Genomic DNA, 25076 nt, shown 5'->3' with positions numbered 1-25076 from the left:
TTACTGCAGAATCTGCAATACCTGCTGTGGCAGATCATTTGCCTGTGTCAAAACAGAAATTGCTGCCTGATTCAATACATTCTGATGTGTATAATCTGTCATCTCTGACGCCATATCCGCATCCGTCAGACGTGACTGGGCTCCTGTCATATTCTCTTCAAAAGTATCCAGACTTGATACTGTACTCTCAAGGCGGTTCTGGTATGCACCAAGTCTTGAGCGCACTTCGCTGACCTTTGAAATAGCATCATCAAACTGTGTAATACCTCTGCCGGCTCCATTTACAGTTGTTACATCCGCATCATCAATATAAAGACTCTTGCAGGATACTTCCGGAATACGCACTTTTGTTTCCTGATCTTCATTTGCACCAATATGAAGTGCCATTGTTCCAATATCTGTAACATCAAAATCCAGATTTCCCGTATAACCTGCATCAGCAAGAAATGACATTTCAAATCCAGCTCTGTCCGTAACTGTAATCTTATTTCCATCCGTTCTCCAGGTAGCAGTATCGCCAAAACCTGTTCCATCGCCCGGTTTTTTAAGTGTTACCTCAGCATCTGTACCGGAAGGCACGATTACTTTGCCATTCTGAACCTGTCCATATACATAACTTCCTTTGTTCTCCGGATCCTCCACCACGCCTGTAAATCCAAGTGCTGTAACGATCTGCTGATTGTCAAATGCTATCTCTAACGTAGCTGATGCTCCATAACGTTCTGAAGTAAAGGAAAGTGCTCCATTTGTTTCAACCTTTACCGCTGTCTCTCCAGTCTCTGCAGCATTCCGAATCTTCTCAAAAGCCTCCGCATAAGTGTCAGTTGCCTCTATCTCTACTTTAGAACCATTAATACTCATCGTTCCGGATGCGCCGATCGCTGCTGTGGAATTATAATTCTGATTTGCTGTCACCGGTCCGGCCTGTGTAGCTGCAGTATCAATGGAAAGCTGATACTGTCCTGCTTTCACATGATCAGAAATGTCCACTCTTGTTGCATTTTTGGTGTAAACCCTAGTATCTAATGAACCATCTAAAAGTGATTTGCTGTTATATTCTGTATCTGTAGAAATACGGTCAACTTCATCTTTTAATGAAGTGATTTCTTTCTGGATTGCTTCTTTATCCGCCGGTGTCATTGTTGCATCACTCGCTGCCTGCACGGAAAGTTCTCTCATACGCTGTAAAATACTGGTCGTTTCACTCAGAGCACCATCCGCAATCTGAATAACAGAAATACCATCCGATGCATTCTGGGAAGCCCGGTTTAAACCATCAATCTGTGCTTTCATCTTGTTGGAAATAGCCATTCCTGCCGGATTGTCCTTGGAATGGTTGATCTTAAGTCCTGAGGAAAGACGTTCCATCGATGCACTTAAATTATCCTCAATGCCAAGTAAATGTTTATTCGCAATCGCTGCCGACACATTGTAATTAATTCTCATTTCAAATTCTCCTTCTACCATCTCTGTCAGCATCCATGCTGTATTTCCGACACTCCATGTCCCAATTCTCTGCTGTATATATCGGTTTCAACACTCTTTCTCTAAAGAGCGAATTGTTTTTTTCCATGTTTATTTTTTCATACTTCCCCCCGAACTGATTGCAATCCCCGCCAATTCGTATTATAATGACCACATCCAGGCATAATAAGCTGTGATAAAACTAAAAAAACCTATTTTTATAAGGAGGACTATATGACACAGGTAACAAAATCTACTATGATCGGCGAACTGCTTCAGATTGACGAAAACATCGCGCCAATTCTTTTAAATATCGGTATGCATTGTCTCGGATGCCCATCTTCCCAGATGGAGACCATCGAAGAAGCTGCCCTGGTTCACGGAATTGAGCCGGATGCTCTCGTAAAAGAGATCAATGATTTCCTTGCAAAAGATCTTGCATAGTCATTCCCACTTCCGGGAAAAACACTCAAAAAGGATCGCGAAAATGTCATCATTTTCACGATCCTTTTTGATATCAACCCGAATCTGCAACCCGGGAAAGTACAATCTGCCATTTATAATGCTGCAAGCATCTGCAATGCTTTTCCTTTTATGACCAGTCTGTAATGTTCACCAAAAAATGCCTCTGTCGCAGGTGAATATGCCTGCTGTGCTCCATACTCAGATAAAATATTGCAGACTTTATTGAATTCCTCTGGTGACTGGCTGCTTTTACTTACCAGAAGATAGTATCTGTGTGTCGCAGCATCCTCGTACAGATCATTTTTTCCCTTATAAAAATCACCTAATACAGCAGCAAGTTTTGAGAGTTCCTTAAGATTCTGGAACATAAATAATTTCGTAATGTCTACAAGGACTTTGACCGGATCTTCTTTTTCTTTCTGACCGCCATCTGACGGTACGAAATTGTCATTCTGCTTTGCTTTTGCTGCATTTCTTAATTCCTGCTGTTTTTTAAATATTCCAAGTATATCATCTGCTCCTTCGGAAATCGGAGCATTCGCACCAACAATGGCATCGTCATATAAATCCTCTGGATCCGGATCAGAAAACTTGGAAAATCTCGTATCAAGCTCCTCCGGATACTCTACCTTCGTAATGACTAATATAATGGTATCTGCCGACAACGGAATCGCTTCTATCATCAGCGGAATATCATCTGCCTCAAACCCAAACTCGTATGCAGCCTGCTGCATCATATCACGGAACAGCATCTTTGCCTTCTCCGTACCGTATGCCAGCTCACTTAACTTAATCTGGCGCTCTGCTAAATCTTCTCTCGTCAGTGTGCAACGAATCTGATTATCATTTACTTTTTCAATTTTCATACAATCACTTCCTTTTATCCGGGAAACCCTGTAAACTGTACATCTATTATAAACAAATGCAATATCGATGTAAAGTATACCATTATTAAAACTTTCTAAAACCATAACGGCCTTTTACGCATGAATAACAACTCTTTTTTCTGTAACATATGCTGTATTATAAGCATTAATCTTTGTCTATATTACACAAACATTACAAAAGAAGTTGCAATGTAAAACAATTCATGATATAAACTATGCATGAGATGCGAATATGACACGCCCGGAAAGGAGCGGATATCGCATAGATACCAATTTATTGTTTGGCAAATACCGCATTATTTCGACTCTTGGTGCCGGCAGCAGCGGCACTGTCTATCTTGCCGAACATCTCAAACTGAAAGTTTATCGTGCCATTAAGTGTATCCCCAAAGACACTGCACGAAACACTTCCAACTTTTCAGAAGAACAGCTTTTAAAAGAGGCCTGCCTTCTGAAGAATCTTAATCATCCTGGCATCCCCCTCATATATGATATCGACGAAGATGATCATTTTTTTTATATGATAGAAGAATTTATTCAGGGTGATTCATTGGAGGATTTTATTCTCCATCAGGAAATAATTCCAGAGGAACAATTAATAAATTACGGACTGCAGATTTGTGCCGTTCTTGATTACCTGCATCATCTATCTCCATACCCTATCCTGTATCAGGATTTAAAACCGGAGCATATTATATTATGTGGAAATCAGATAAAATTAATCGACTTTGGAATCGCTTCATTTATTACCGTTTTTGGTAAAAATTTCCAGTTATACGGAACAGATGGATATGCTGCCCCGGAAGCTCTTAATGGAAATACTGTAACTACTGCTTCCGATATCTATTCTCTTGGGAAAGTGTTAGAAATACTTTCCAGAACATGCACACCAGACTGTTCCGAAGCACTCACGCATATTATAGAAAAAGCTGCTGATCCAGATCCAAACACCAGATATCAGACAGCCACTGATCTTATGTCTGCACTGTCAGAACCAACTGGTCAGGAAACTCCAGCCAGGAAAAATTTTATTTTCAGACAGGCATTCAAAAAAAGAGATTCTGCGTGTCATTCTTTTACACATCTCATAAAAAACATAGCCGTGATCGGCAGCCGTTCCGGTGCCGGTGCAACATTTTTTTCAGTATCACTGGTAAACACTCTGAATCACAAACATATTCCCTGCTGTTATATACCAATGGATCATTCTGACAACCTTATATCCATGACACAGGCAGGTTTTCTGCCCACAGAAAATCAGGGCATATTTCAGTCAAAAAATTTTTCTGCCACTCCCTGTTACGGTCCCGGAATAGAAGATCCTGTTTTACCATCTGTAATCCGGGTAAGGGATTTCGGTATCCATACCAGTGAATACCTTGACTTCGGTCACTTTGACCTGACATTTATCCTGTTAAGCGGCAGTCCATGGGATATTGCAGATACACTTGCTTTTACCAGCCAGCTGAAAAGTGCCGGCACTCACGTATATATCTGTAATCATGGCAATAAAAATGCTGCCAGAAAGTATGCCAGGTATCTGAAAAATCCGGTCTATTGTTTTCCTGAAGACACTGATCCTTTTCATGTGACTTTAGAGAAGGAACGTCTCATTATGCAAATCCTACAACGAAAGGAGCTGATACATCATCCGGAACATCGGAAAAACTGATTTAAATAAGAGACTTACCATAGGCATTTCAGGCAGTACAGCCGGTGCCGGTGTTACGCACCTTGCAATTGCGCTTTCAAACCTGAGTCATTCAAAGCTGCATAAAAAAACTGCACTGTTAGAGCTTCATAAAAGGAAAAATCTTTCAACGATTCCTTCTGAAACCACGCTCCCGTGCAGATGTGGATTTATGAACAGCCGTACCATTTTTAACATTCACGGAGTGGATTACTATCCGGATGTGACACCGGACGAATTGCCGGGTCTGTATAATCAGGGATATCAGATCCTGCTCTTTGATTTTGGCAATTTTGGTGAGTGCTGTATCCATGAATTTCTACGCTGTGACAGAAAGCTTGTCATCGGAAGTCTCGCACCATGGAATATCAGGCAATATCGGGATCTATTAGAATCGCTCAGTCACTATACAAACCTTGGGGAAGGTTTTTACTGTCTAACACGAACGGAAAGTCCAAAACAGATTCGTGATTTTTCCCGTTTTTACCAGATTTCTGTAAGCAGTATTCCGTCTATTCCGGATCCATTTTATATAAAAAAAGAACATTTTTCCATCCTGCAGAAATTTATCTGCTGAAAAGTTTCTGCAGAAATTATTTTATAATATATCACACAATTGCAACCAGCGAATTTCCTTTTGGGAATAAAGGATTTTAATCCGCTTTGTCATACAGAAATTGAAAACGGGGGATAACAATATTGGATTCTGAACATATGAAAAAGCTTTACTTAGAGCTCTCTTCCTTAGAACATATGGGAACAACCATCTGGTTTGAAGGTGTGCCGAGCAATTCAAAAGAGGTCACAAAGGAGCTCTCTGTCACAGAAGAAAATTCTTATATGAGAGATTATGTCTTCAACGAGGGGGTGCTTACAGAATTACATTTTGATAAAATCAAAAAAACAAATATATGATGATCTGAATAATTGACAGGGATGGAGTACCTCAATGCCCACCCAGTCAGAATATAAAACGACTATCTAAGGCAACATACAAATCCGAAAAAAAGAAACGGCAGGGTTTTACCGAACATAAACCCTGCCGTAAGGAAAGCCTTCCGTATGCGGGAGTTTTTCCTTACGGCAGTTTTTTAAAAATTCTAATTCTTTAAAATAAAATGAATGATTCCTTAAAATAAAGCAAATAACTTTGAATTTACATATCGTTATGCTACAATAGGGGCACATACGATAATTCTTAAGAAGAAGAGGGTTCTTTATATGAAAAAAAAATTTGTCCCTGTTTTAGCTGCCGGTGCTCTGATCGTCGTCATTATCTGTTTTATGCTTCTCGGAAGCATCATTGAAAAATATACACCTTCCAAGGAACATATGAACTTATCTGATTACTATAATCTGTCCAGTGAACAGGACGTAGCCCTGATCCTGAATAACCAGGTTCTTGATGCAAAAGGAAAACTCCTTAACGGAACTGTCTATCTTGATTATGAAACAGTACGTTCTAATCTTAATGACCGTTTTTACTGGGATCACAACGAAAATAAACTTCTTTATACAACTGCGACAGATCTCATTTCTGCAGATGCAGACAGCACCAGTTACTATGTAACAAAGGATTCCCATTCCTTAGATCATGCAGTTGTCAAGGCAGATGCACAGACTGCATATATTGCAATTGACTTTTTAAAACTGTACTCTGATTTCTCATATGAAGTACTTGAGTCTCCAAACCGTGTAATTCTTACAACCGCCTGGGGCGATTACACAACTGCACCGGCTAAACAAAAAACGCAGGTCCGGCAAAAAGGCGGCATTAAGAGTCCGATCCTTGCAGATATCGATAAAAATACGGAAGTTACTGTCTTAGAGACAGGTGATACCTGGACAAAAATATCCACCGCAGATGGCATCATTGGATACGTCAAATCAAAAGCACTTGGCACCACATCTGCCAAAACACTGACCAGCGATTACGTTTCAGAAGAATTTACACATATTAAAAAGGATTTTAAGATCAACATGGCTTGGCATCAGATCACAAATGCGGATGCCAATACAACCATTGCATCTGTGCTCCAGAATACCAAAGGGATCAATGTTATCTCCCCTACCTGGTTCTATCTGAATGACAATAACGGAAATATTGCTTCTCTTGCAAGCTCCGACTATGTAAATTACTGCCACCAGAATGGTATTGAAGTGTGGGCACTTGTAAGCAATCTGGAAAACAAAGATGTCGATACCACATCCGTTTTAACTTATACTTCCAAACGCGAAAATCTGATTAATAACCTGATCTCCGCAGCCATTCAGTATAACTTTGACGGTATCAACGTCGATTTCGAGGCATTAAGTTCCGAAGTCGGCGACTCTTACATTCAGTTTATCCGTGAACTCTCATTGAAATGTGCAAACAACGGAATCGTCCTTTCCGTGGATGATTATGTTCCTACCAGCTATACTGCGTTCTATAACCGTGCAGAGCAGGCGGTTTTTGCAGATTATGTTGTTGTCATGGCATACGATGAGCACTATTCCGGTTCTGAAGAAGCAGGATCTGTAGCTTCCATCAATTTTGTAAAAGAAGGGGTTGCCAATACCTTAAAAGAAGTTCCTGCAGATCAGTTGATCTTAGGTATGCCGTTTTATGCCCGTGTATGGTCTGAGACACCTGCTGACGACACTACAGATGCTGACGACACTACAGATGCTGACAGTTATCAGCTCTTTACATTAGACTCCTATGCAACCGGTATGTCAGAGATCCAAAAACTGATCAGTGCCAATGCAGCCGAGCCGGTATGGTCAGATGCAGATGGTCAATATTATGTTCAGTATGAAAACAATGGGGTCACTTACAAAATATGGGTGGAGGATGCTGCTTCCCTGGAAGAGAAGTTAAAAGTTCTTCAGGAAAACCAGCTTGCCGGTGGTTCTTTCTGGAAACTTGGTTTAGAGCTGCCTTCTATATGGGACACTGTTATAAAATATATTAACTAAATACATGCATGAACTATATGATCTAAATGCATAAACTAAATACATGCATGAGATCATGACATAAACCCTGGAGATCGTGAATATTTTATAAAAACGATACTCCGGGATTTTTTATGAAAAAAAAGATAGAACTTATAATGGCTGTCTGTCTGGTGATTGCTGCTTTTTTTCTTGGAAGCCAAAGTGCCATACTGGTACAAAACAGTCACGCGGACACAGGAGAACTACCCGATACGCCAGGCACAGATTCCGTTTCTGATACAGAACTTGCCGGAAACGGGCAAAATGAATCATTTTCCGATGGTTTATCGATCGTGATCGATGCCGGACACGGAGGTATCGATCCCGGCAAAGTCGGCATTAATGATGCATTGGAAAAAGATATCAACCTTGCACTGGCACTGAAACTGCGCGATAAATTCAGTCAGGATTCCATCCGGATCATTTTAACACGTGACTCTGACACCGGTCTTTATTCTGAGGGAAGTACAAACAAAAAAGCGGAAGATATGCAAACCCGCTGTAAGATCATTTCAGATGCCTCACCCATTTTTACCGTCAGCCTGCATCAGAACAGCTACCCCTCTCCGGAAGTCTGCGGTGCACAGGTATTTTATTTTGGTCAGTCACAGGACGGAAAAAAACTTGCCGATATGATTCAGGACAGTCTGATTTCAAATGTTGATCCCGATAATCACCGCGTTGCAAAGGCAAATGAAAGTTATTATCTGCTCAAAAAAACACCCACACCTACTGTTATCGTAGAGTGTGGGTTCCTAAGCAATCCGACAGAAGCGGATCTTCTTTTGACAGATGATTATCAAAATCTGCTTGTCGATGCCATATATAACGGTATACAGAATTATCTGTCGGAATCAACATAGTTCAAAATAATAGCATCGATCCTGCATCTATCTCTAAACTTCTTTTGTGAGTGTTCCTTTTACCGCTTTGATAAAATGTTCCGCAATTCCATACAAACGTGAAGTCTGCACACGATAAGTATCACGGTTCTCAGCTTTCTGAGAATCAGAAAGCTGCGTTTCCTCCTTTGCATCGACTCCAAATGCCCCCATGGAAAAATGATTCAGATCAAGATCCGGAATATGCGCACAATGTAACTCTGTGACATCATCATTTTCTCCCCCAAGCAAATCCGAAAGATCCTGTGTCTGTCCCTTAAAAAGTTCTGCTGTCTCCTCTGAATCTGTGGCGATCAGTCCATGTATGCCATCTTCTTTTGCCTGGAATGTCGCCGCAATTTTTCCGCGCAGTTCACTTTCCATCATGATATCGACAATACCTTTTTTGTCCACGCCGCGCACGATCTTAACAGAAACATTCATGAGTTCATCATTGACCATCACCGGAACAGCATACTGTTCTTCTTTTGCAAGGATACTGTTTACAGAAAGCTGTGCAGAAAGCATTTTCATATCCCGTACATCAAGGCTTGTCACATGATCGCTGTTTATCATTGTTTTCATCACATTTTCCGCAAGCTCTCCTAGCTTTTCCTGCGCAACCGCCATATCTGCCGGTTCCGAAACAGCCTCTCCAAATTCTTCCAACAACTCCTGTTTAATTGCCTCTAAGTCCTCTGCATCTACCTGATCATCCCCATTGTGGTCTGCCGTACTGCTTCCAAAAATCTTCCGGAACATCTGGTTTCGCTGGTTCAGCATAGATTCCATTGCCAGTACATTCGACACGGTATTTGGGATATCATATTTATCCAGAATACGATAAATGCTCTCATCTGCATTTGCTGCCTGTTCTAACTGTACAAGCTGCTCTTTTGCGTAATCCGCATTGATACTGCTCTCATCCGCCTGTTCACCTGCCTGTGTCAGTACTGCCTTCAATTCCTCCGGTGTCATATTCTCCCATTCCATATCCTGCTCAAATAGAACTTTTGCACGCTCCGGCGTCAGTAATTCGGATGCATCTTTTAAACAATTATTCTGATATGCAGCCTCAATCTGATCCGTAATAGAGCTGCCTTTCGATGTACCGGATACACCCTCGAAATTGTAATCTACGGAATAATCCATCTTACTGCTGCGTTTTTCGGAACGCACAGCTGTCAGGAGATTTTTCATGGTAAGCGGTGCTCCCTGCTGTATCAATGCACCGATTGCTGCACCGTCCGTATTTTCCACCTGTCTGATCAGACGATAGATTCCTATATAAGAACTGCGTTCTTCCTCGCTGATCTCATGATTCTGTTCCATTTTCCAGAGATATTCACTAAATTTACGGTTATCTTCCCCGCCAAGCTCCTCGCTTTTGATACTCTCTGCCTCCTGATTCAGCGATGTAAAATCCATTTCCAGTGGATTTATTCCACGTTTTATCATCTGTGTAACAACTGCCGGTGTCATGTTTTTAAAGACACGCTGCACTTCTTCATCTGCCGCTTTCATCGTAAGCACAGAATCCTGCGTAATATCGATACTATTATATCCAAGGATACGCACTGCGCGGCGGTTCTCATCCGTCAGTTCCATACCAAGATCATTTAAAATATCATCCACATTGCGAAATGCCTTCTGGATGGAATCCCCCAGATCAGCTCTCGGTGCTGTCATCAGTGTCTCATACTGCCGGCTTGCTTTTTCAAAGGAAGTCTTCAGTTCCGTTCCTGCCTCATGGACACCATTGATCGTCGACACGTCAGCATCTTTCATTCCGAGCACATATGCCGGGACATAACGCATGTCGGTAACTTTTTTATCAACCTCTCCAAAGAGTTCTACCTGCTCCTTAGTCGCATCCACACCCTCAGACATTAACAGATTTCTGTAATATTCATTTTCCTGATCCTTTAACTGCTCCACCAGTTTTACCAGCGGCTCTGTGTCAATGGAAATACCCTGTTTTAACAAACGGTAATTTGCTTCAGCAGTCATGGCAAGACGGATCTCCTCTAACTGCCTGCGTGCAGTCAGAAGCTGCTGCCCTTTTTGTGTATAATTTCCGTCCGCATCCTGTACTGTGCTTTCTGATACCCTGTTTGCCGCAGCTTCCCTTAAGCTGTCTAATGTGAGAGGAAGTCCTTTTTCCACAATATAAACAAGGTCTTCATCCGTTGCATTTTCTACAGTATCCACAGCATTTTGTGCCTGCTCCATCCATGTGTAACCGGAAAGTATCACCGCATCCTGTGCGCTTTTTCCTTCACTGACCGCCTCCGCTGCAAGTGCAGCAATATCTTCTGCGCCTGTAGTAAGTTCCGTCTGACGCAGTGCCTGCGCATAGGTAAGATTTTCTTTCGTCAACGGTATATCGTTTTCTAACATCCACTTACTGGTTGCGATTGTATCATCATTTACTTCCAGCCCTGCTGATGCGATCACATTCTTCACCTGTGGAAGGAAAGAAGAAATATCCTGCTGTTCTGCCGACATATAGCCTGCGCTGGCAGAATGTCTGGCAAAATAAATATTCTGCACAGTAGGTTCTAACTGGTTATCAATCAGATATTTTACGGCTCCATCATCCAAGGACGATAAAGAGTCTGCCATATCTACTGTCTCTGCGATCTGTTTAAAATTATCATCTGTAAGCGGCAGATCTGCCTCCCGCAGACTGTCTGCAATCTGCGCTGCAAGTTCCGGGCTTCCCGTGATCTGCGCAAGCTGTTCAAAATCAAGATCATCTCCGAATGCAGAAATATCCACCCCTGCTTTTGCAAGCTGTGCTTTGATCTTATCCGTCACGGTCACGATCTTATTACTTGTGGTATCATCCAGTGAAAAACCTTCCTCCTGCATTTTTTTATAGTCTTCCGGTGAAGTAGTCTCCGCAAGCACTGCCATCTGAGCTTTTCTCTCCCCTGCATCCATAGAGCCTGACTGCTCGATCTCATCTATGATCGTCTTTTTCTCTTCTTTTGCCGGATTCAGATAAGTAACCTCTTTTGCCTGAAAAGACGTGGTTCCTGTCGCTTTTTTACTGCTCTCCGTCTTTACCGCATCCGCAAACAACTGTATCCCGTTTTTTTCTTCCACCGCTCCTGTCTGCGGCATCAGATCCATTACTCCCTTATTCTGTTGCTGTTGGTTATCTATTCTCATGATCCGACTCTCCTTGTTATCTCTGTCATTTTGCACCGGCTGATGTAAATTCCTTCATTCATCTGTATCCGTTTTTTCAAAACATTTGTCCCATAGTCTCTGATATCAGGACAAAAGAATGGCGCATACTTTCATTTCCCTGAAATATCTGCGCCATCCATAGCTGATGTATATATCGGATACATCAGCGTATTTATTAAGTTTTTCGATATAATTCCAGCTTCTAGCCTGCTATTTTACAGAATCTCAATAACGGAATACCGCTACACCAAACCCCGGAAGCGGATATGCGAACGAATAAGGTCTTCCGTCACATTCCTGCCGAACAGCTTTATAACTTACCGGACATTCTTTACCATTTCCACCAAATTCCGCATCTTCACTGTTTAAGATCAGTTTATAAGTCTTTCGTTTTGGTACGCCGACACGGTAGTCCTTGCGTTCCACCGGTGTAAAATTACATACAAAGAGCAGATTATTCTTTCCATCTTTACTCTTTCTGATAAAACTGAAAATACTGCGGTCAGCGTCGTTGGCATTGATCCATTCAAATCCGCCCCAACTGCTGTCAAGCTCGTAAAGTGCCGGGTTTTTCTGATAAATATGTAATAATTTCTTTACCCAGTTCTGCATATGTTGATGATCCGGATTTTCCAGCAGATACCAGTCTAATTCTCTTGCCTCACTCCATTCCTGAAGCTGCGCAAATTCCTGTCCCATAAAAAGAAGTTTTTTGCCTGGATGTCCCATCATAAATGCATAACCGACCATCAGATTTTTAAATTTATCTTCCATCTCGCCAGGCATCTTATTGATCATGGAACATTTCAGATGTACCACCTCGTCATGGGAAAGAACAAGGATATACTTCTCGCTCTCATTATAGCTCATGGCAAAGGTCAGCTTGTGATGATTATCCTTACGGAAATATGGATCAAGTTTCATATAATCCAGAAAATCATGCATCCATCCCATATTCCATTTATAGCTGAAATTAAGTCCATCGTCTTCCACGCGGCCAGTCACCTTCGGCCATGCTGTAGATTCCTCTGCGATCATGACTGCCCCCGGATTTCTTCCAAGGATCAGCGTATTGACATGCTTAAAAAACTCCACTGCCTCAAGATTCTTATTATCGCCATACTTATTCGGAACCCACTGTCCCGGCTGCTTTCCATAATCCAGATATAACATGGATGCCACCGCATCCACACGCAGTCCGTCAATATGATAATGCTCGATCCACATTAATGCACTGCCGATCAGGAAATTCTTGACCTCATTCTTGCCATAATCAAATATCTTTGTACCCCAGTCCGGATGTTCTCCTTTTCTCGGATCTGCGTATTCATATAGACATGTCCCATCAAACTCAGTCAGTCCATGTGCATCTTTCGGAAAATGTGCCGGCACCCAGTCTAAGATCACGCTGATCTTATGTTTGTGACATTCATTGATAAAATACGCAAAATCCTGCGGTGTTCCATAACGGGAAGTCGGCGCATAATAACCCGTCACCTGATATCCCCAGGAACCATCAAATGGATATTCCGAAATACCCATCAGCTCAATATGTGTGTATCCCATTTCTTTTACATATGGGATCAGATACTTCACAAGATCCCTGTAACTGTAAAATCCGTCATCCTCTCTGCCCGGATGGCGTTTCCAGGAACCCGGATGCACCTCATAGATTGCCATAGGTTTTGCATAGACATCTTTGGTCTTAGCACGCTCTTCCATCCATTTTTCATCAGTCCATTTAAAATGATCTATATCTGCGACTGCAGATGCTGTTCCCGGACGAAGTTCCGCATAATTTGCATATGGATCTGCTTTATAAAGCCGCTTGCCATCTTTCGTCTCGATCAGATACTTATACAGAGCCCCTTCCTCTATACCAGGAATAAACAATTCAAATATTCCCATCGTATCCGGCTCAAGCCTTGTCATTTCATCTGCCGTTTCATCCCATCCGTTAAAAGAACCGATTACCCAGATTCTTGCGGCATTCGGAGCCCATACATCAAAACATACACCACGGATTCCATACTGATCCGTAAAATGTGCCCCCAGTTTGCGGTAAATCTCATAATGCGTCGCCTGTCCAAATAAATAGCGATCCAACTCTGAAAAATTAGCCATACCCTTACACCCCTTTATTTTTATGTCATGATTATAGCCTGTATATTTTAGATTCCAAAATCTTTTTCGCGAAGAATCACATAATCTTCATCATCATATCTTCTGGATGTGATGATACTAAATGCTTTTCGTAAACCGCCCTTTTCAGATTTACTGATCGCATCATCCACGATTTCCTTTACCTCTGTGAGTGTTGTTGCCCTGTCATATTTCTGAATATTGCTGATACTGTTATAAAGTGCCAGAATACCCATCTCGTCTATTGTATATCCAAGTTCATTTGCATATGCTTTTGCAAATGAGACAAGCTCATCACTGGTAAATATCGGAATATTGATTTTCTCAGAGAAACGGGAAGCAAATCCCTCGTCCCTGCCAAGTGCTTTCTCAATTCCACGATGTGTATCTTCCATAATGACAAATAATCCGCTTGTATCACTTTTAAGAAGAAGTGACAGCCTGACTGCTGTTTCTTTGGAAATATCGCCTGCTTTCTCAATGATCAGACACCCACCGGAAATCTTCTTTAGTAACGATGCAACATCCTTTTTATTTAATGCAGATGCTTCGATCTTTCCAACCTTGCCCTTCGGCCTTCCGGTTTCCTTCTGTAAGGCTTTTACCATAGCCGTTGCAAGAACTGTTTTTCCACTTCCGCTTCCACCCTGGATCACCATGTTTCCGGTGGAGGCATCCTTCCCTGTTTTCAGATGTCTTGCCGCACCTGTAAGTGCCTGACATATCTGCTCTTCCATTCCTTTTATCGAAACAAAATAAGTAAATATCCCTCGCAGTTCTTCACTCAAAGATGTAACCGCCTCAAAATCTTCCTCATCTTCAGGCTCACTGATCTGTGGAAGAACACTTTCCGCGTCAACAGTATGTTCTACTGTCTCTGCTAATGTCTGATCCGTTACCACTTTTCCAAGGTCGATCGTATCGGCAGTAATTACATCATAATCATCTGCCGACTGCTCTTGTGCCCTTACCTCCGGCATTTCATCTTCCTGATCTGCTTGAGAAAAATCTTCCTTTTCCTCTTCTGTCCAGGATTCCTGTAGCTGATCCTCCTCAGGAATTTCCATATTCTCCGGGGTCTGCATCATCTCTGATACTTCTTCTGCGATCTCATCCTCATTCACTTCCAGTTCTGATGGTTCTTCCTGCCCGGACGTTTCTTCCTCTGATGCAGCTGCCTGCGGTGCGGTTTCCGCCGCCACCGATCCGGCTATCTGCGGTGCAGTTTCCGTCGCCACCGATCCGGCTATCTGCGATGCGGTTTCAGTCGCTGCCGATCCGGCTGCCTTTGCAAGCTGTTTATCAATGTTTGCCGTCTCAGTCGAGATCCGTTCGATCTCTTCCTGCAAGATCTGATTCATGTTTGCAACCATAGCTGCTGCCCTGTCATTTTCCAGCGGCTTGCCTTCTATATACTGATCCTGCAGTATATCTTTCGGAGCAATGCCTGCATCAAGTTTTGGAATAATATCAGCAAGGCGTCCCATAATTTCTTCAGCTTCCTGCAGGGCGCGTGCCTTTGCCGATTCAAGTCTGCGCTGCTTTGCATCTTCTAATGCAACTTCGGCAGCATATTTTGTTTTTTCCCACTCGGCAAGAACTTCTTCAATACTCATCTGACCGGTAATCTGATGCTCTAATGCCGTTTTTTCCGGCATATACATTCCAAGCTGTCCGTCATGTTCTTCCGCAAGCAGCTCTTTAAAATTTATCTTTAATGAATCATCGATCTCGTGATCCGACTCTATATGTGCCAGATTATTTTCATCTTCCCCGGACTGATCATATTCTTCTTTCGGAAGCTGCAGATAAGGGATCTCCTCCACGAGTTTTTTGATATTATCCATACTGTCCGTGACGGTTTCTTTTTCCGTTGCCTGCATGATCTGCTGCATGCTTTTTTGTAATTCTTCCTGCAGATTCTGTGTATTAAACCGCTCCGGTGAAAGTTTCACATCCGGTATCTGCACGGTTTCATTAACGATCTCCCCCGAATCAAGTTCCTCCTCCGGTCTGACCTCAACAACGCCTTCACGTTTCTGACAGAATCTCCGGTACTTTTCTTCCTGCTGTTTATTTAATGGCTGATAGATCATCTTCAGCTCTAAGGCACGCTCCACATATGGACCTTCTCCAAACCACAGAACCAGCTCATCACATGCCTCCACACACTTATCTGCCATACCCGCTTTATGGTACAGACATGCAAGTTCAAATGCCCATTCTTCGGTATATTCCTGCTCTTTTAACTCCTCTAAGATTCCGATCAGAGTCTCTATATTTGCACCCTGCGCTTTGCAGATCTCATATTTCAGCACATATTTTAAATTATCATGCGGTGCGATCTCCACAAACTCCTGATAATAATCCTTCGCCTCATCAAAATTTTTCATTTTGATTGCAACCTTTGCCAGGCGGAAAATGATCATCCTTCCAATCGGTGATCTGTCATATGCCATGAGCAAAACTTCACGACTGTCCTCCAGACGACCGGTATTCTCATAAATTTCTCCAACTTTTACAAGTGCATTTACATTTTTTATTTTATTCCAGTTGATCGTATCAGCTATCTCTGCTGCCTTTTCATAATTATGTTCGGCAGTCAGTGATTTCATCTGATCCAGTTTTAATTTATATTCATATTTATCCAAAATTATGCCACCTTTGAACGCGCTATTCTTTTGCTGCTTCTTTTGTTCTTAGTTTATCATACGCACATATAGATGTCAAAAATTAATCTAAGAAAAAATGCTATGATACACGCAAAAAAAGGGGGTTTGCAGTCTGCTCCCCCTCTTTTCTGTCATTGATCTTTTTCTTCTTTTTTACTCTCTTCTATATGCTTTTCGCGATGCTTTTTCAGCTCTTTTTTGGTCGGATTCTTATCATAAACCGGCTGGTTGCTCTCCCTGTCAACTTTTGTCAGATATACATATGCCGATGTATCTGCTGTAAGTCCGCGTTTTTTCAATAAATAAGACACTGTTTTCTGTGCAATATAATAAATTACTGCCATAAGCGGCACTCCGAGCAACATTCCCGGGAATCCCCATAATCCGCCAAATACCAGAATTGCAAACACAACCCAGAATGCCGATAATCCGGTAGAACTTCCAAGGATCTTCGGTCCAATGATATTTCCGTCGATCTGCTGTAAAACAACGATAAAGATCAGGAAATATAATCCCTGTATCGGATTCTGCAGCACAATAATGATAAAGGACGGCACCGCACCGATAAACGGACCGAAAAACGGTATAACATTGGTAACACCAATGATCACGGCGACTAACACCGTATCCGGCATCTTCATGATTGCAAGCACGATATAGGCAAGCACACCAATGATCGCCGAATCTAAAATTTTACCACTGATAAAGCCGCTGAAAATCTCATTACTCTTACGGACAGTATCAACAATGACATTAGCACGCACCGGTTTAAACAGTGCATATACGATCTTTTTTGCCTGTCCGGCAAAATGTTCCTGGTCCGCCATCACATAAACTGAAATGATCAGACCGATGATCACATTTAAAACAAACTTGACTCCATAGATGACACCGCTTGTGATCGATGTAAGATAGGTCTGTACCTTTGAAAAAATATCATCTTCAAAAAAGGTCTCAACCGTATCCGTTATTTTGTCCACGCCCTGCTGTATCATGGACGCAAATTCCGTATCACCGTTTGTCACCTCGTCTACCCATTTCGTCAGATCCTTTGCTTCCTGTGGAAACGATGTGATCATGCTCTGGATACTCTCAGAAATAGATGGAACAATCGCCGCCACCAAAAGCACACAGATTCCCACTAAAAATACCAGCGATCCGGTAATTGCAATTCCCCGTGACGTCTTTTTCGCTTTACGTTTGCTTTTCATCCGCGGCTCTAAAAACTTAAACAGGTGTCCCTCTAAAAATTTCATGATTGGATTTAACAGATATGCGATCACTACACCGATAATGATCGGCTGTAAGATCAAAGACAGCTTCTTCCAGAAGTCTGTGAATCCATTGTAACGGTAGATCATAAAGAAAAACAGTATGCAACAGCAGAAAGTCACAAATACGACTAGTGCGATGATGACATACTGTGGTTTTAATTCCCATTCTGTTTCCTGAGATGTTTTTTTTATCTTTTCCTGTTCATCCAAATTGCCATCCTCCGTCTTATCTAATATTTTCATTATAACCTTCGCAGACAGGTAACGCAATCAGATTTTGCTGAAATTTTTATTAATTACCGGATTTTGCAAAAAGGGACACCGGTGCTCATGCGCCGATGCCCCAAAATATCAGTCTGCGGTTTTACCCTCTGTAATAATTGATCAGACAACCCTTTAAGATGATTTCTCTCTCATCATCGGTCATCGCACCAAGTCCAAGTTTAAATTCTTCTGCTTTTCCATCTTTGATCACATATGCCGTAATCTCAGACTGCTTGTCCTCAACCGCCTTACGGATATTTGGAATATATAAATAATCAAGATTCTTAAACGGCAGCCCGCCTTCCGGAATAATGAATGGAAGCATACCCCAGTTGATCAGGTTCGAGCGGTAACGTTTCGTTGCATACTCATTTGCAATGTTTGCCCAGCCGCCAAGTACTTTCTGGCAGGAAGCAGCCTGCTCACGTGCAGAACCATCGCCCGGTTTTACTGCAAAGATCGTACTTCCAAAACCGATCTCACCATTGGAATGGTTATCCTCAAATTTTGTTTCCGGGAACACTTTATCGATGACATCCATAACCGGTTTTAACTCTTCTACTGCCTCTAACGGACAGTTTCCGGCTTCTAACGCTTTCTGCGCTTTCTGGATCTCTTTTGCACGGCCAACATACTGTGGATCTTTTCTGGAAAGTGCAAACTCTGCAAGTCCAAGCGGGTTAGAACGGAAGGAAGATGTCTCTCCGGATGGGATCAGCTCATCGGTAGTCGTTACCGGATCGTGGATCTCGGATACAACCTTTAATACTATATTTTCCGGTAATGCACTCATTGCCGGCCAGTCTTTGATGTTTGGTCCAAACTGGATCTCAACGGAAGGATCGGCTACACCCTTGCTGTCAAAGACACGGTTTGCATAAATATTTTTATCAAAGAAATACTTCGGTTTGGTGAAGTTCACATCAACGTCTGTTGCAGCTGTCAAAAATCCTTTATTTGCGGCTGTTGCTGCAATAGAACGTGCATCCATCAGTGCGACGGAAGCAACCTGTCCTTTCTGTACCTTGGAACCTTCACGGTTCGGGAAGTTTCTGGTAGAGTGGCGGATGGAAAATGCATTGTTTGCCGGTGTATCACCAGCACCAAAACACGGTCCGCAGAATGCAGTCTTAACGATCGCACCTGTCTCCATCAGGGATGCAACTGCACCATTCTTTACTAATTCCATGTAGATCGGTGTACTTGCCGGGTATACACTTAAAGTAAACTCATCCGGTCCGATGCTTGCGCCTTTTAAGATGTCTGCGGCATCACAGATATTTTCAAATCCACCGCCTGCGCAGCCTGCTATGATACCCTGGTCTACATACAGTTTTCCATCTCTTACTTTGCTCTTTAAGTCAAGTTTGACCGCACCATCAAAACTTACCTCTGCACGTTTCTCACAGTCATCTAAGATATCCATCAGGTTGGCATTTAACTCTTCGATCGTGTAAGTGTTGCTTGGATGGAACGGCATTGCGATCATTGGTTTGATCTTTGAAAGATCGATCTCGATCATTCCGTCATAATATGCCACGCTGCCCGGATTTAACTCTTTGTAATCCTGTGGTCTGCCGTGGATCGCATAAAATTCTTTTACTTTGTCATCTGTCTGCCAGATGGAGGAAAGACAGGTTGTCTCTGTGGTCATAACATCCACACCGATTCTGAAATCGACGCTTAAGTTTGCAACACCAGGTCCGACGAACTCCATGACTTTATTCTTTACATACCCCTTGTCAAACACTTCTCCGATAATGGCAAGTGCAATATCCTGCGGTCCGACACCTTTTGCCGGTGTTCCTGTCAGATAAACACCGATCACACCCGGCATGTCGATATCATAAGTCTTATTTAAAAGCTGTTTTACAAGCTCCGGTCCACCTTCCCCGACTGCCATGGTACCGAGTGCACCATAACGTGTGTGGGAGTCAGAACCAAGGATCATAGCCCCCCCCGCAGCGAGCATCTCTCGTGCAAACTGATGGATAACTGCCTGATGAGGTGGTACATAAACTCCGCCGTATTTCTTTGCACAGGTTAAACCAAACATGTGGTCATCTTCGTTGATCGTTCCTCCGACTGCACAGAGACTGTTATGACAGTTAGTCAGTACATATGGGATTGGGAACTTCTCTAATCCTGATGCCCTTGCTGTCTGGATAATTCCGACAAATGTGATATCATGGGATGTCAGTTTGTCAAACTTGATCTGAAGTTTGTCCATATTGCCGGATGTATTATGATTTTTTAAGATGCCATAAGCAATCGTATTTTCTGCTGCCTGTTCTTTTGTCACTGCTGCACCGGTCTTTTTTCTGACCTCTTCAATGGCATTTGCACCATCCTGCACCAGTTCATTTCCATTTACGAGATATACACCTCTATCGTATAATTTCATGGTTTCCTCCATTCTTTTGCCCATTTTTCTATTATCTTGAATTATATAGACAGCATGAATAAAAATCAAGTACTTTTACACGTTAAACCGAAAGCATTTGAAAGTACAGATTGCTGTCTGGCGGCAGCTATCTTATTCATCTATATCATTTTCCTGTTGTGTTTCTCTGTAAAGCGGGAACGTGATCGATGCCTTGAACAGATCCCCGTCCACGCCGATAAAAAAAATTCCTCCCATAAGCTGTGTCAGGCTTTTTGCAATGGAAAGTCCAAGTCCGCTTCCTTCCGTTGTCCTTGAAGCATCCCCACGGATAAAACGCTCTGTCAGATCTCCCGCATTGCTGTTTTCCAGTGCAAGTGAACGCTCCGATACATTTTTAATGGAAAATGTCACTTTTTCCTCAAGCACATGCACATCCACATAAACTCTGGTTTTTTCCAATGCATATTTTGCAACATTATTATAAAGGTTTTCGATCACACGGTACAGCTGTCTGCCGTCCGCACGGATCATTACTTCCGTTTTCGGAAGTTTTGTAACGATCGTCAGCTCTTTTGCCTCAAATTTTTCGTTAAATTCACCTGCGGTCTGATAAATGAGTTCCACCAGATCTATCTTTTGCATATCCAGTTTGACATTTCCGGACGTAATACGTGATGTCTCGACCAGATCTTCGGTAAGCTGCTTTAATCGCTGTGACTTGGCATCTAAGATCCTGATATAGCCATTCACTCGCTCATTATCAATCTGTTCAAGTTTAATCAGGTTAACATAATTAATAATGGAGGTTAACGGTGTTTTAATATCATGTGAAACATTCGTGATCAGATCTGCTTTCATACGCTCGTTTTTCGTACTGTCATCCACCGCATGTAAAAGACCGCTGCCGATATTGTTGATCGCCTCTGCAAGTTTTTTATCTTCTCCATGCAGCCCTTCTGTGTCAATCTTATTGCTTAACACACCTTCTGTAATTTTCTCCACGCCCTCATACACCTGATAATGCTCAACCGCAGACCGAAGCAGCGCATATGCCTCCATTCCGCTGAAGATCAGAAGCAGCACCAGACAGATCACCTGGTGGTAATAAAATGCTCCCATGGCAAGCACAAAACAGACGATCATGTGAACTGCAAAGACAACAAGCACACGTACCGTTACCGTCCTCTTCTCAAAGAACTTATCCATTCCCCTTACAAGCCAGCATGCAAGACTGTTTTCCCACATCACTTCCGCCTTCATCCGGCGTACCATACTCAGGTAAAAAATAAGAAACAGAACATCAATTAACAGACTGACCGTTCCCGATGCAACAAGAAGTCCTGATACATTCCATGTTTTATTATTTACATGGGACAAAAGCATAATAAGTTCACTGGTTGCTGCAATAAAAACGGCGGTCACGATCTCCGTTTTTATCCGGTCGATAAAATTAAGATGAACTCCTTCTTCTCCATCCCTGTGTCCGGTCGCAAGTGTCAGATATACAAGACTTAACACCCATCCCATCAGACTGACCAATGCCGCAACGATACTGACTTTGATCCACGGATGCAGTCTTACATATTCCACCTCGGCATCATACAGATCATCTTTTGCCGTCAGATCCGTATCCACCCCGATCACAAGCACCACATTTTCAAGCGGCAGATACATCTGATTGTTGTAACTGCCAAAAAAATAATTTTCCATGCCGCGGATATCGGTGCCAAATTCCTTTTTCTCCATATCATAGAGCAGATAATCTCCCATGGTCTTTGCCTCCATGAGAACGGTCTGTGTATCAAACTCCTGACCTTCCACTGAATCCGGCTGGTTGGTATACCACACCCCATTCTGTTTATACCAGTAACAGAAATTGGTGTCTTCACGCTTAAACTCATTTGTATACTGCAGATAACGCTTATCGTCCTCCGCACTCCGCTTATCACCTTTTTGTAACAGATGAAGGTAATCGGTCAGTTCACTGCATTTCTGCTCCATACATTTTGTATAGTATCCGGAATTAAAAAAATCATCTGTTCCGATATCCGTTACCTGCAGAATATTTTTACTGATCAACGATGCCAGAAGATATACGGCGATCGTGAGGATTACCGTAAAAAACAGATGCAGGATCATGCCTGCTAACTTACTGCCATATGTGTATGATTTTTTTTCCATATGAAGTCTCCATCTCCGTGCAGGGTCTTATTCTATATACCAGCGCACGGAATCTCCCCAGAATCAGTTCTTTTCAATCTTATATCCAACACCCCACACAACCTTTAAATAACGCGGCTCCTTTGGGTTGATCTCGATTTTTTCACGAATATGCCGGATATGCACTGCAACCGTATTATCTGCCCCGATCGCATCCTCATTCCAGATGCTCTCATAAATCTGGTTAATAGAAAATACCTTTCCCTGATTTTTGACTAAAAGCAGAAGAATGTTATACTCGATCGGTGTGAGTTTTACAACTTCGCCATCCACCGTAACTTCTTTTAAGTCATCATTGATCGACAATCCTCCCACTGTATACACAGATGCGCTGTTTTCTGCCGCATTTCCAAGCTGGGTATAACGTCTTAACTGCGATTTGACCCTTGCTACCAGTTCGAGAGGATTAAACGGTTTCTCCACATAATCATCTGCACCTATATTAAGACCTAAAATCTTATCTGCATCCTCCGTTTTTGCGGATAAAATAATGATCGGGATACTGCTTTCCTCACGTATCTTTAAAGTTGCACGGATTCCGTCAAGACGCGGCATCATCACATCCATGATCAGAAGATGAACCTCATTCTCTTTTAAGATTTCCAATGCTTCCTCACCGTCATACGCCTTTAAAATATGGTATCCTTCCTGCTGTAAATATATCTCGATCGCCTCTACGATTTCCTTATCATCATCACACACTAAAATTGTCTGCATAAGAACCTCCGCTTCTTTTTGTGTCTTACTTTAAGTATTACACCAGATTTTACATTTATTTTAACAGGAAAGTTTAAATTGTTATAGAGCGGATTTCTTAATATTCCTTTAAATTGCTGCTGCATATGCAGTATTTCCCACATTTCTTAATTTAATTTAAGAAATTTACCTCAAATTTAAGAAATACTTTATTGCATCAAAAGTACAACCGCCTTATGATATCTTTCGTACCCACACTGGTATAGACAGGAAGTCCGTGACTTTTCCACATCCTTCCTGTAAATACAAAGAGTTTTACACAAAATGGAGGATAGTATAAAAAATACATTTTTCACACGCAAGATTTGTGCTTACGCACAAACTTGATATGCAAATAAAAACGTTGTTTTTATTAAAAAGACAGCGCAGGAATGGAGGATTCTTATGAAAAAAAATGTGCACACTGCAGACAAAAGCAGGAAGCAGAAAAAGATCATGCTCCTTATTCTGGAGTTTGTGATCATTCTGCTCCTCGCCATTGCCCTTTTTATCACAACCAAATTATCTAAAATTGAAAAAAATAAGTTAGACATGAACGATGTCTCCATCAATGATGACCTCTCCGATGAGACAAAAGAATCGATGGCTCATTACAAAACGATCGCTCTCTTCGGACTTGACAATCGTTCCAATGGCAGTCTCTCCAAGGGAAACAGCGATGTCATCATGTTAGCGAACATTGATACAAAACAGCATACGATCAATCTGGTATCCGTCTACCGCGATTCTTATTTAGATACTGGCAGCGGTACTTATCAGAAATGTAATGCAGCATACGCAAAAGGCGGCCCGGAACAGGCACTCTCCATGCTGAATACAAATCTTGACCTTGCAATCACAGATTATGTAACTGTCGATTTTAATGCGATCATCGAATGTGTCGACCTTTTAGGCGGTGTGGATATCACGATCACAGACGATGAGGCAAGCCTGATGACCGGTTATATGAGAGAGTTAAATGAGCTGACCGGCCACAATTCCACCCCACCGGCTTCCGGTGGAACTTACACCTTAGATGGTGTACAGGCATGTGCCTACGCAAGAATCCGTTATGGTGGCGGTGATGACTACCGCAGAACAGAACGTCAGCGTACCGTTTTAACTGCAATGATGCAAAAAGCCCAGAAATCCAATATTCTGACACTCAACAAACTGATCAACGCAGCTTTCGGAGATATTCAGACAAGTTTTTCTAACACGGATCTGCTTGCCCTTGCTGCAAAAATTTTCAGTTATAACATTGGCGATACAACCGGTTTTCCATATGAAAAAACAACACACAAATACGATAAGATCGGTGATGTTGTTATTCCATGTGATCTTGCCTCTAACGTCACACAATTACATCAGTTCTTATTTGATGATAACAATTACACACCATCTGCAACCGTGCTTTCTAACAGTCAGCAGATCATTTCCAATACAGGATATAAACAGGGAGACGGCCATTAAGGCTGTCTCCCTCTGTTTGTCAGTCATTATCCAGTTCATCTATTTTTTTCCTGATGGCATCCATTCGTTCTGCCTCTCCCTGTATTGGCATCTCCAGCTTTCTTTTGCGTCTTTTTACCAGCAGTCCCCATTGTAAAAACAATACTCCGTCAATAATAAGAAACAACGCTGACAGGCTGATCTTTTTACCTGCCACATACCCGATAAAAACATACAGGATCATCGGATTTATGACTGCAATGGAAATCATCGTTGTCAGGTCACTTTTCCGTCCCGTAAAAACATATAGATTTTCCCATTTTTTGTGAGATTCTTTTTTCTCCTGCTTTTCTAACATCACGTT

The 25076-nt window shown here is 42.1% G+C and carries 17 protein-coding genes; 7 read left to right on the top strand and 10 right to left on the bottom strand.

Annotated features, from left to right (window positions below; genetic code table 11):
• Window positions 1-1446, bottom strand: coding sequence for a flagellin N-terminal helical domain-containing protein (locus DW650_RS11050; RefSeq protein ID WP_118209975.1), 1446 nt, complete (start codon window positions 1444-1446; stop codon window positions 1-3).
• Between the two features lie 252 nt (window positions 1447-1698).
• Here DW650_RS11050 and DW650_RS11045 point away from each other — a divergent pair, with 252 nt between their 5' ends.
• The gene (locus DW650_RS11045) at window positions 1699-1908 is read left to right on the top strand and encodes a DUF1858 domain-containing protein (RefSeq protein WP_118209927.1); all 210 of its coding nucleotides are present in this window, start codon (window positions 1699-1701) and stop codon (window positions 1906-1908) included.
• Between the two features lie 113 nt (window positions 1909-2021).
• Here the strand turns inward: DW650_RS11045 and DW650_RS11040 are convergent, their stop codons facing one another.
• Window positions 2022-2900 (bottom strand): adaptor protein MecA, encoded by an 879-nt coding sequence (locus tag DW650_RS11040; protein ID WP_117921656.1) that lies wholly within the window; start codon window positions 2898-2900, stop codon window positions 2022-2024.
• A 148-nt stretch (window positions 2901-3048) separates the two neighbouring features.
• On the opposite strand from DW650_RS11040, the gene DW650_RS11035 reads away from it, so the two are divergent.
• The 5 genes from DW650_RS11035 (at window position 3049) to DW650_RS11015 (ending at window position 8351) form a co-directional block, all read left to right on the top strand.
• Entirely contained in the window at window positions 3049-4488 is a 1440-nt protein-coding gene (locus DW650_RS11035) for a serine/threonine protein kinase (RefSeq protein ID WP_118209926.1), read from the top strand.
• A gap of 190 nt (window positions 4489-4678) precedes the next feature.
• Entirely contained in the window at window positions 4679-5083 is a 405-nt protein-coding gene (locus DW650_RS11030; RefSeq protein WP_118209925.1) for a hypothetical protein, read from the top strand.
• 137 nt (window positions 5084-5220) lie between these two features.
• On the top strand, window positions 5221-5421 hold the full coding sequence (locus DW650_RS11025; protein ID WP_117921716.1) for a hypothetical protein: 201 nt from the start codon (window positions 5221-5223) through the stop codon (window positions 5419-5421).
• 306 nt (window positions 5422-5727) lie between these two features.
• A complete protein-coding gene (locus tag DW650_RS11020) occupies window positions 5728-7467 on the top strand; it encodes a glycosyl hydrolase family 18 protein (protein ID WP_118209924.1) in 1740 nt (579 codons plus the stop codon).
• A gap of 113 nt (window positions 7468-7580) precedes the next feature.
• Window positions 7581-8351 carry an N-acetylmuramoyl-L-alanine amidase gene (locus DW650_RS11015; RefSeq protein ID WP_118209923.1) on the top strand — a complete coding sequence of 257 codons (771 nt, stop codon included), beginning with the start codon at window positions 7581-7583 and terminating at the stop codon, window positions 8349-8351.
• Window positions 8352-8384: 33 nt separating this feature from the next.
• Here DW650_RS11015 and DW650_RS11010 read toward each other — a convergent pair whose 3' ends face one another.
• From DW650_RS11010 to DW650_RS10980, 7 genes are all read right to left on the bottom strand, one after another.
• Complete coding sequence (locus tag DW650_RS11010) at window positions 8385-11546, bottom strand: DUF6240 domain-containing protein (RefSeq protein WP_118209922.1); 3162 nt, start codon at window positions 11544-11546, stop codon at window positions 8385-8387.
• Between the two features lie 246 nt (window positions 11547-11792).
• Window positions 11793-13691, bottom strand: coding sequence for a 1,4-alpha-glucan branching protein GlgB (gene glgB / locus DW650_RS11005; RefSeq protein WP_117921645.1), 1899 nt, complete (start codon window positions 13689-13691; stop codon window positions 11793-11795).
• A gap of 47 nt (window positions 13692-13738) precedes the next feature.
• On the bottom strand, window positions 13739-16360 hold the full coding sequence (locus DW650_RS11000; protein ID WP_118209921.1) for an ATP-binding protein: 2622 nt from the start codon (window positions 16358-16360) through the stop codon (window positions 13739-13741).
• Window positions 16361-16512: 152 nt separating this feature from the next.
• Window positions 16513-17898, bottom strand: coding sequence for an AI-2E family transporter (locus DW650_RS10995; RefSeq protein ID WP_118209920.1), 1386 nt, complete (start codon window positions 17896-17898; stop codon window positions 16513-16515).
• A 121-nt stretch (window positions 17899-18019) separates the two neighbouring features.
• A complete protein-coding gene (locus DW650_RS10990) occupies window positions 18020-20323 on the bottom strand; it encodes a hydratase (RefSeq protein WP_117921639.1) in 2304 nt (767 codons plus the stop codon).
• Window positions 20324-20455: 132 nt separating this feature from the next.
• The gene (locus tag DW650_RS10985) at window positions 20456-22486 is read right to left on the bottom strand and encodes a sensor histidine kinase (protein WP_117921638.1); all 2031 of its coding nucleotides are present in this window, start codon (window positions 22484-22486) and stop codon (window positions 20456-20458) included.
• 63 nt (window positions 22487-22549) lie between these two features.
• The gene (locus tag DW650_RS10980) at window positions 22550-23242 is read right to left on the bottom strand and encodes a response regulator transcription factor (protein ID WP_117921636.1); all 693 of its coding nucleotides are present in this window, start codon (window positions 23240-23242) and stop codon (window positions 22550-22552) included.
• Between the two features lie 423 nt (window positions 23243-23665).
• On the opposite strand from DW650_RS10980, the gene DW650_RS10975 reads away from it, so the two are divergent.
• Window positions 23666-24733 carry an LCP family protein gene (locus DW650_RS10975; protein ID WP_118209919.1) on the top strand — a complete coding sequence of 356 codons (1068 nt, stop codon included), beginning with the start codon at window positions 23666-23668 and terminating at the stop codon, window positions 24731-24733.
• A gap of 19 nt (window positions 24734-24752) precedes the next feature.
• On the opposite strand, the gene DW650_RS10970 is transcribed toward DW650_RS10975, so the two are convergent.
• Window positions 24753-25070: a hypothetical protein gene (locus tag DW650_RS10970; RefSeq protein WP_117921633.1), complete on the bottom strand. Its 318-nt coding sequence runs from the start codon at window positions 25068-25070 to the stop codon at window positions 24753-24755.
• Window positions 25071-25076 lie beyond the last annotated feature (6 nt).

This window comes from Roseburia sp. AM23-20 (assembly GCF_003470905.1).
In the GTDB taxonomy this organism is placed as follows: domain Bacteria; phylum Bacillota; class Clostridia; order Lachnospirales; family Lachnospiraceae; genus Roseburia; species Roseburia rectibacter.
This window is presented reverse-complemented; position numbering and strand designations above follow the sequence as displayed.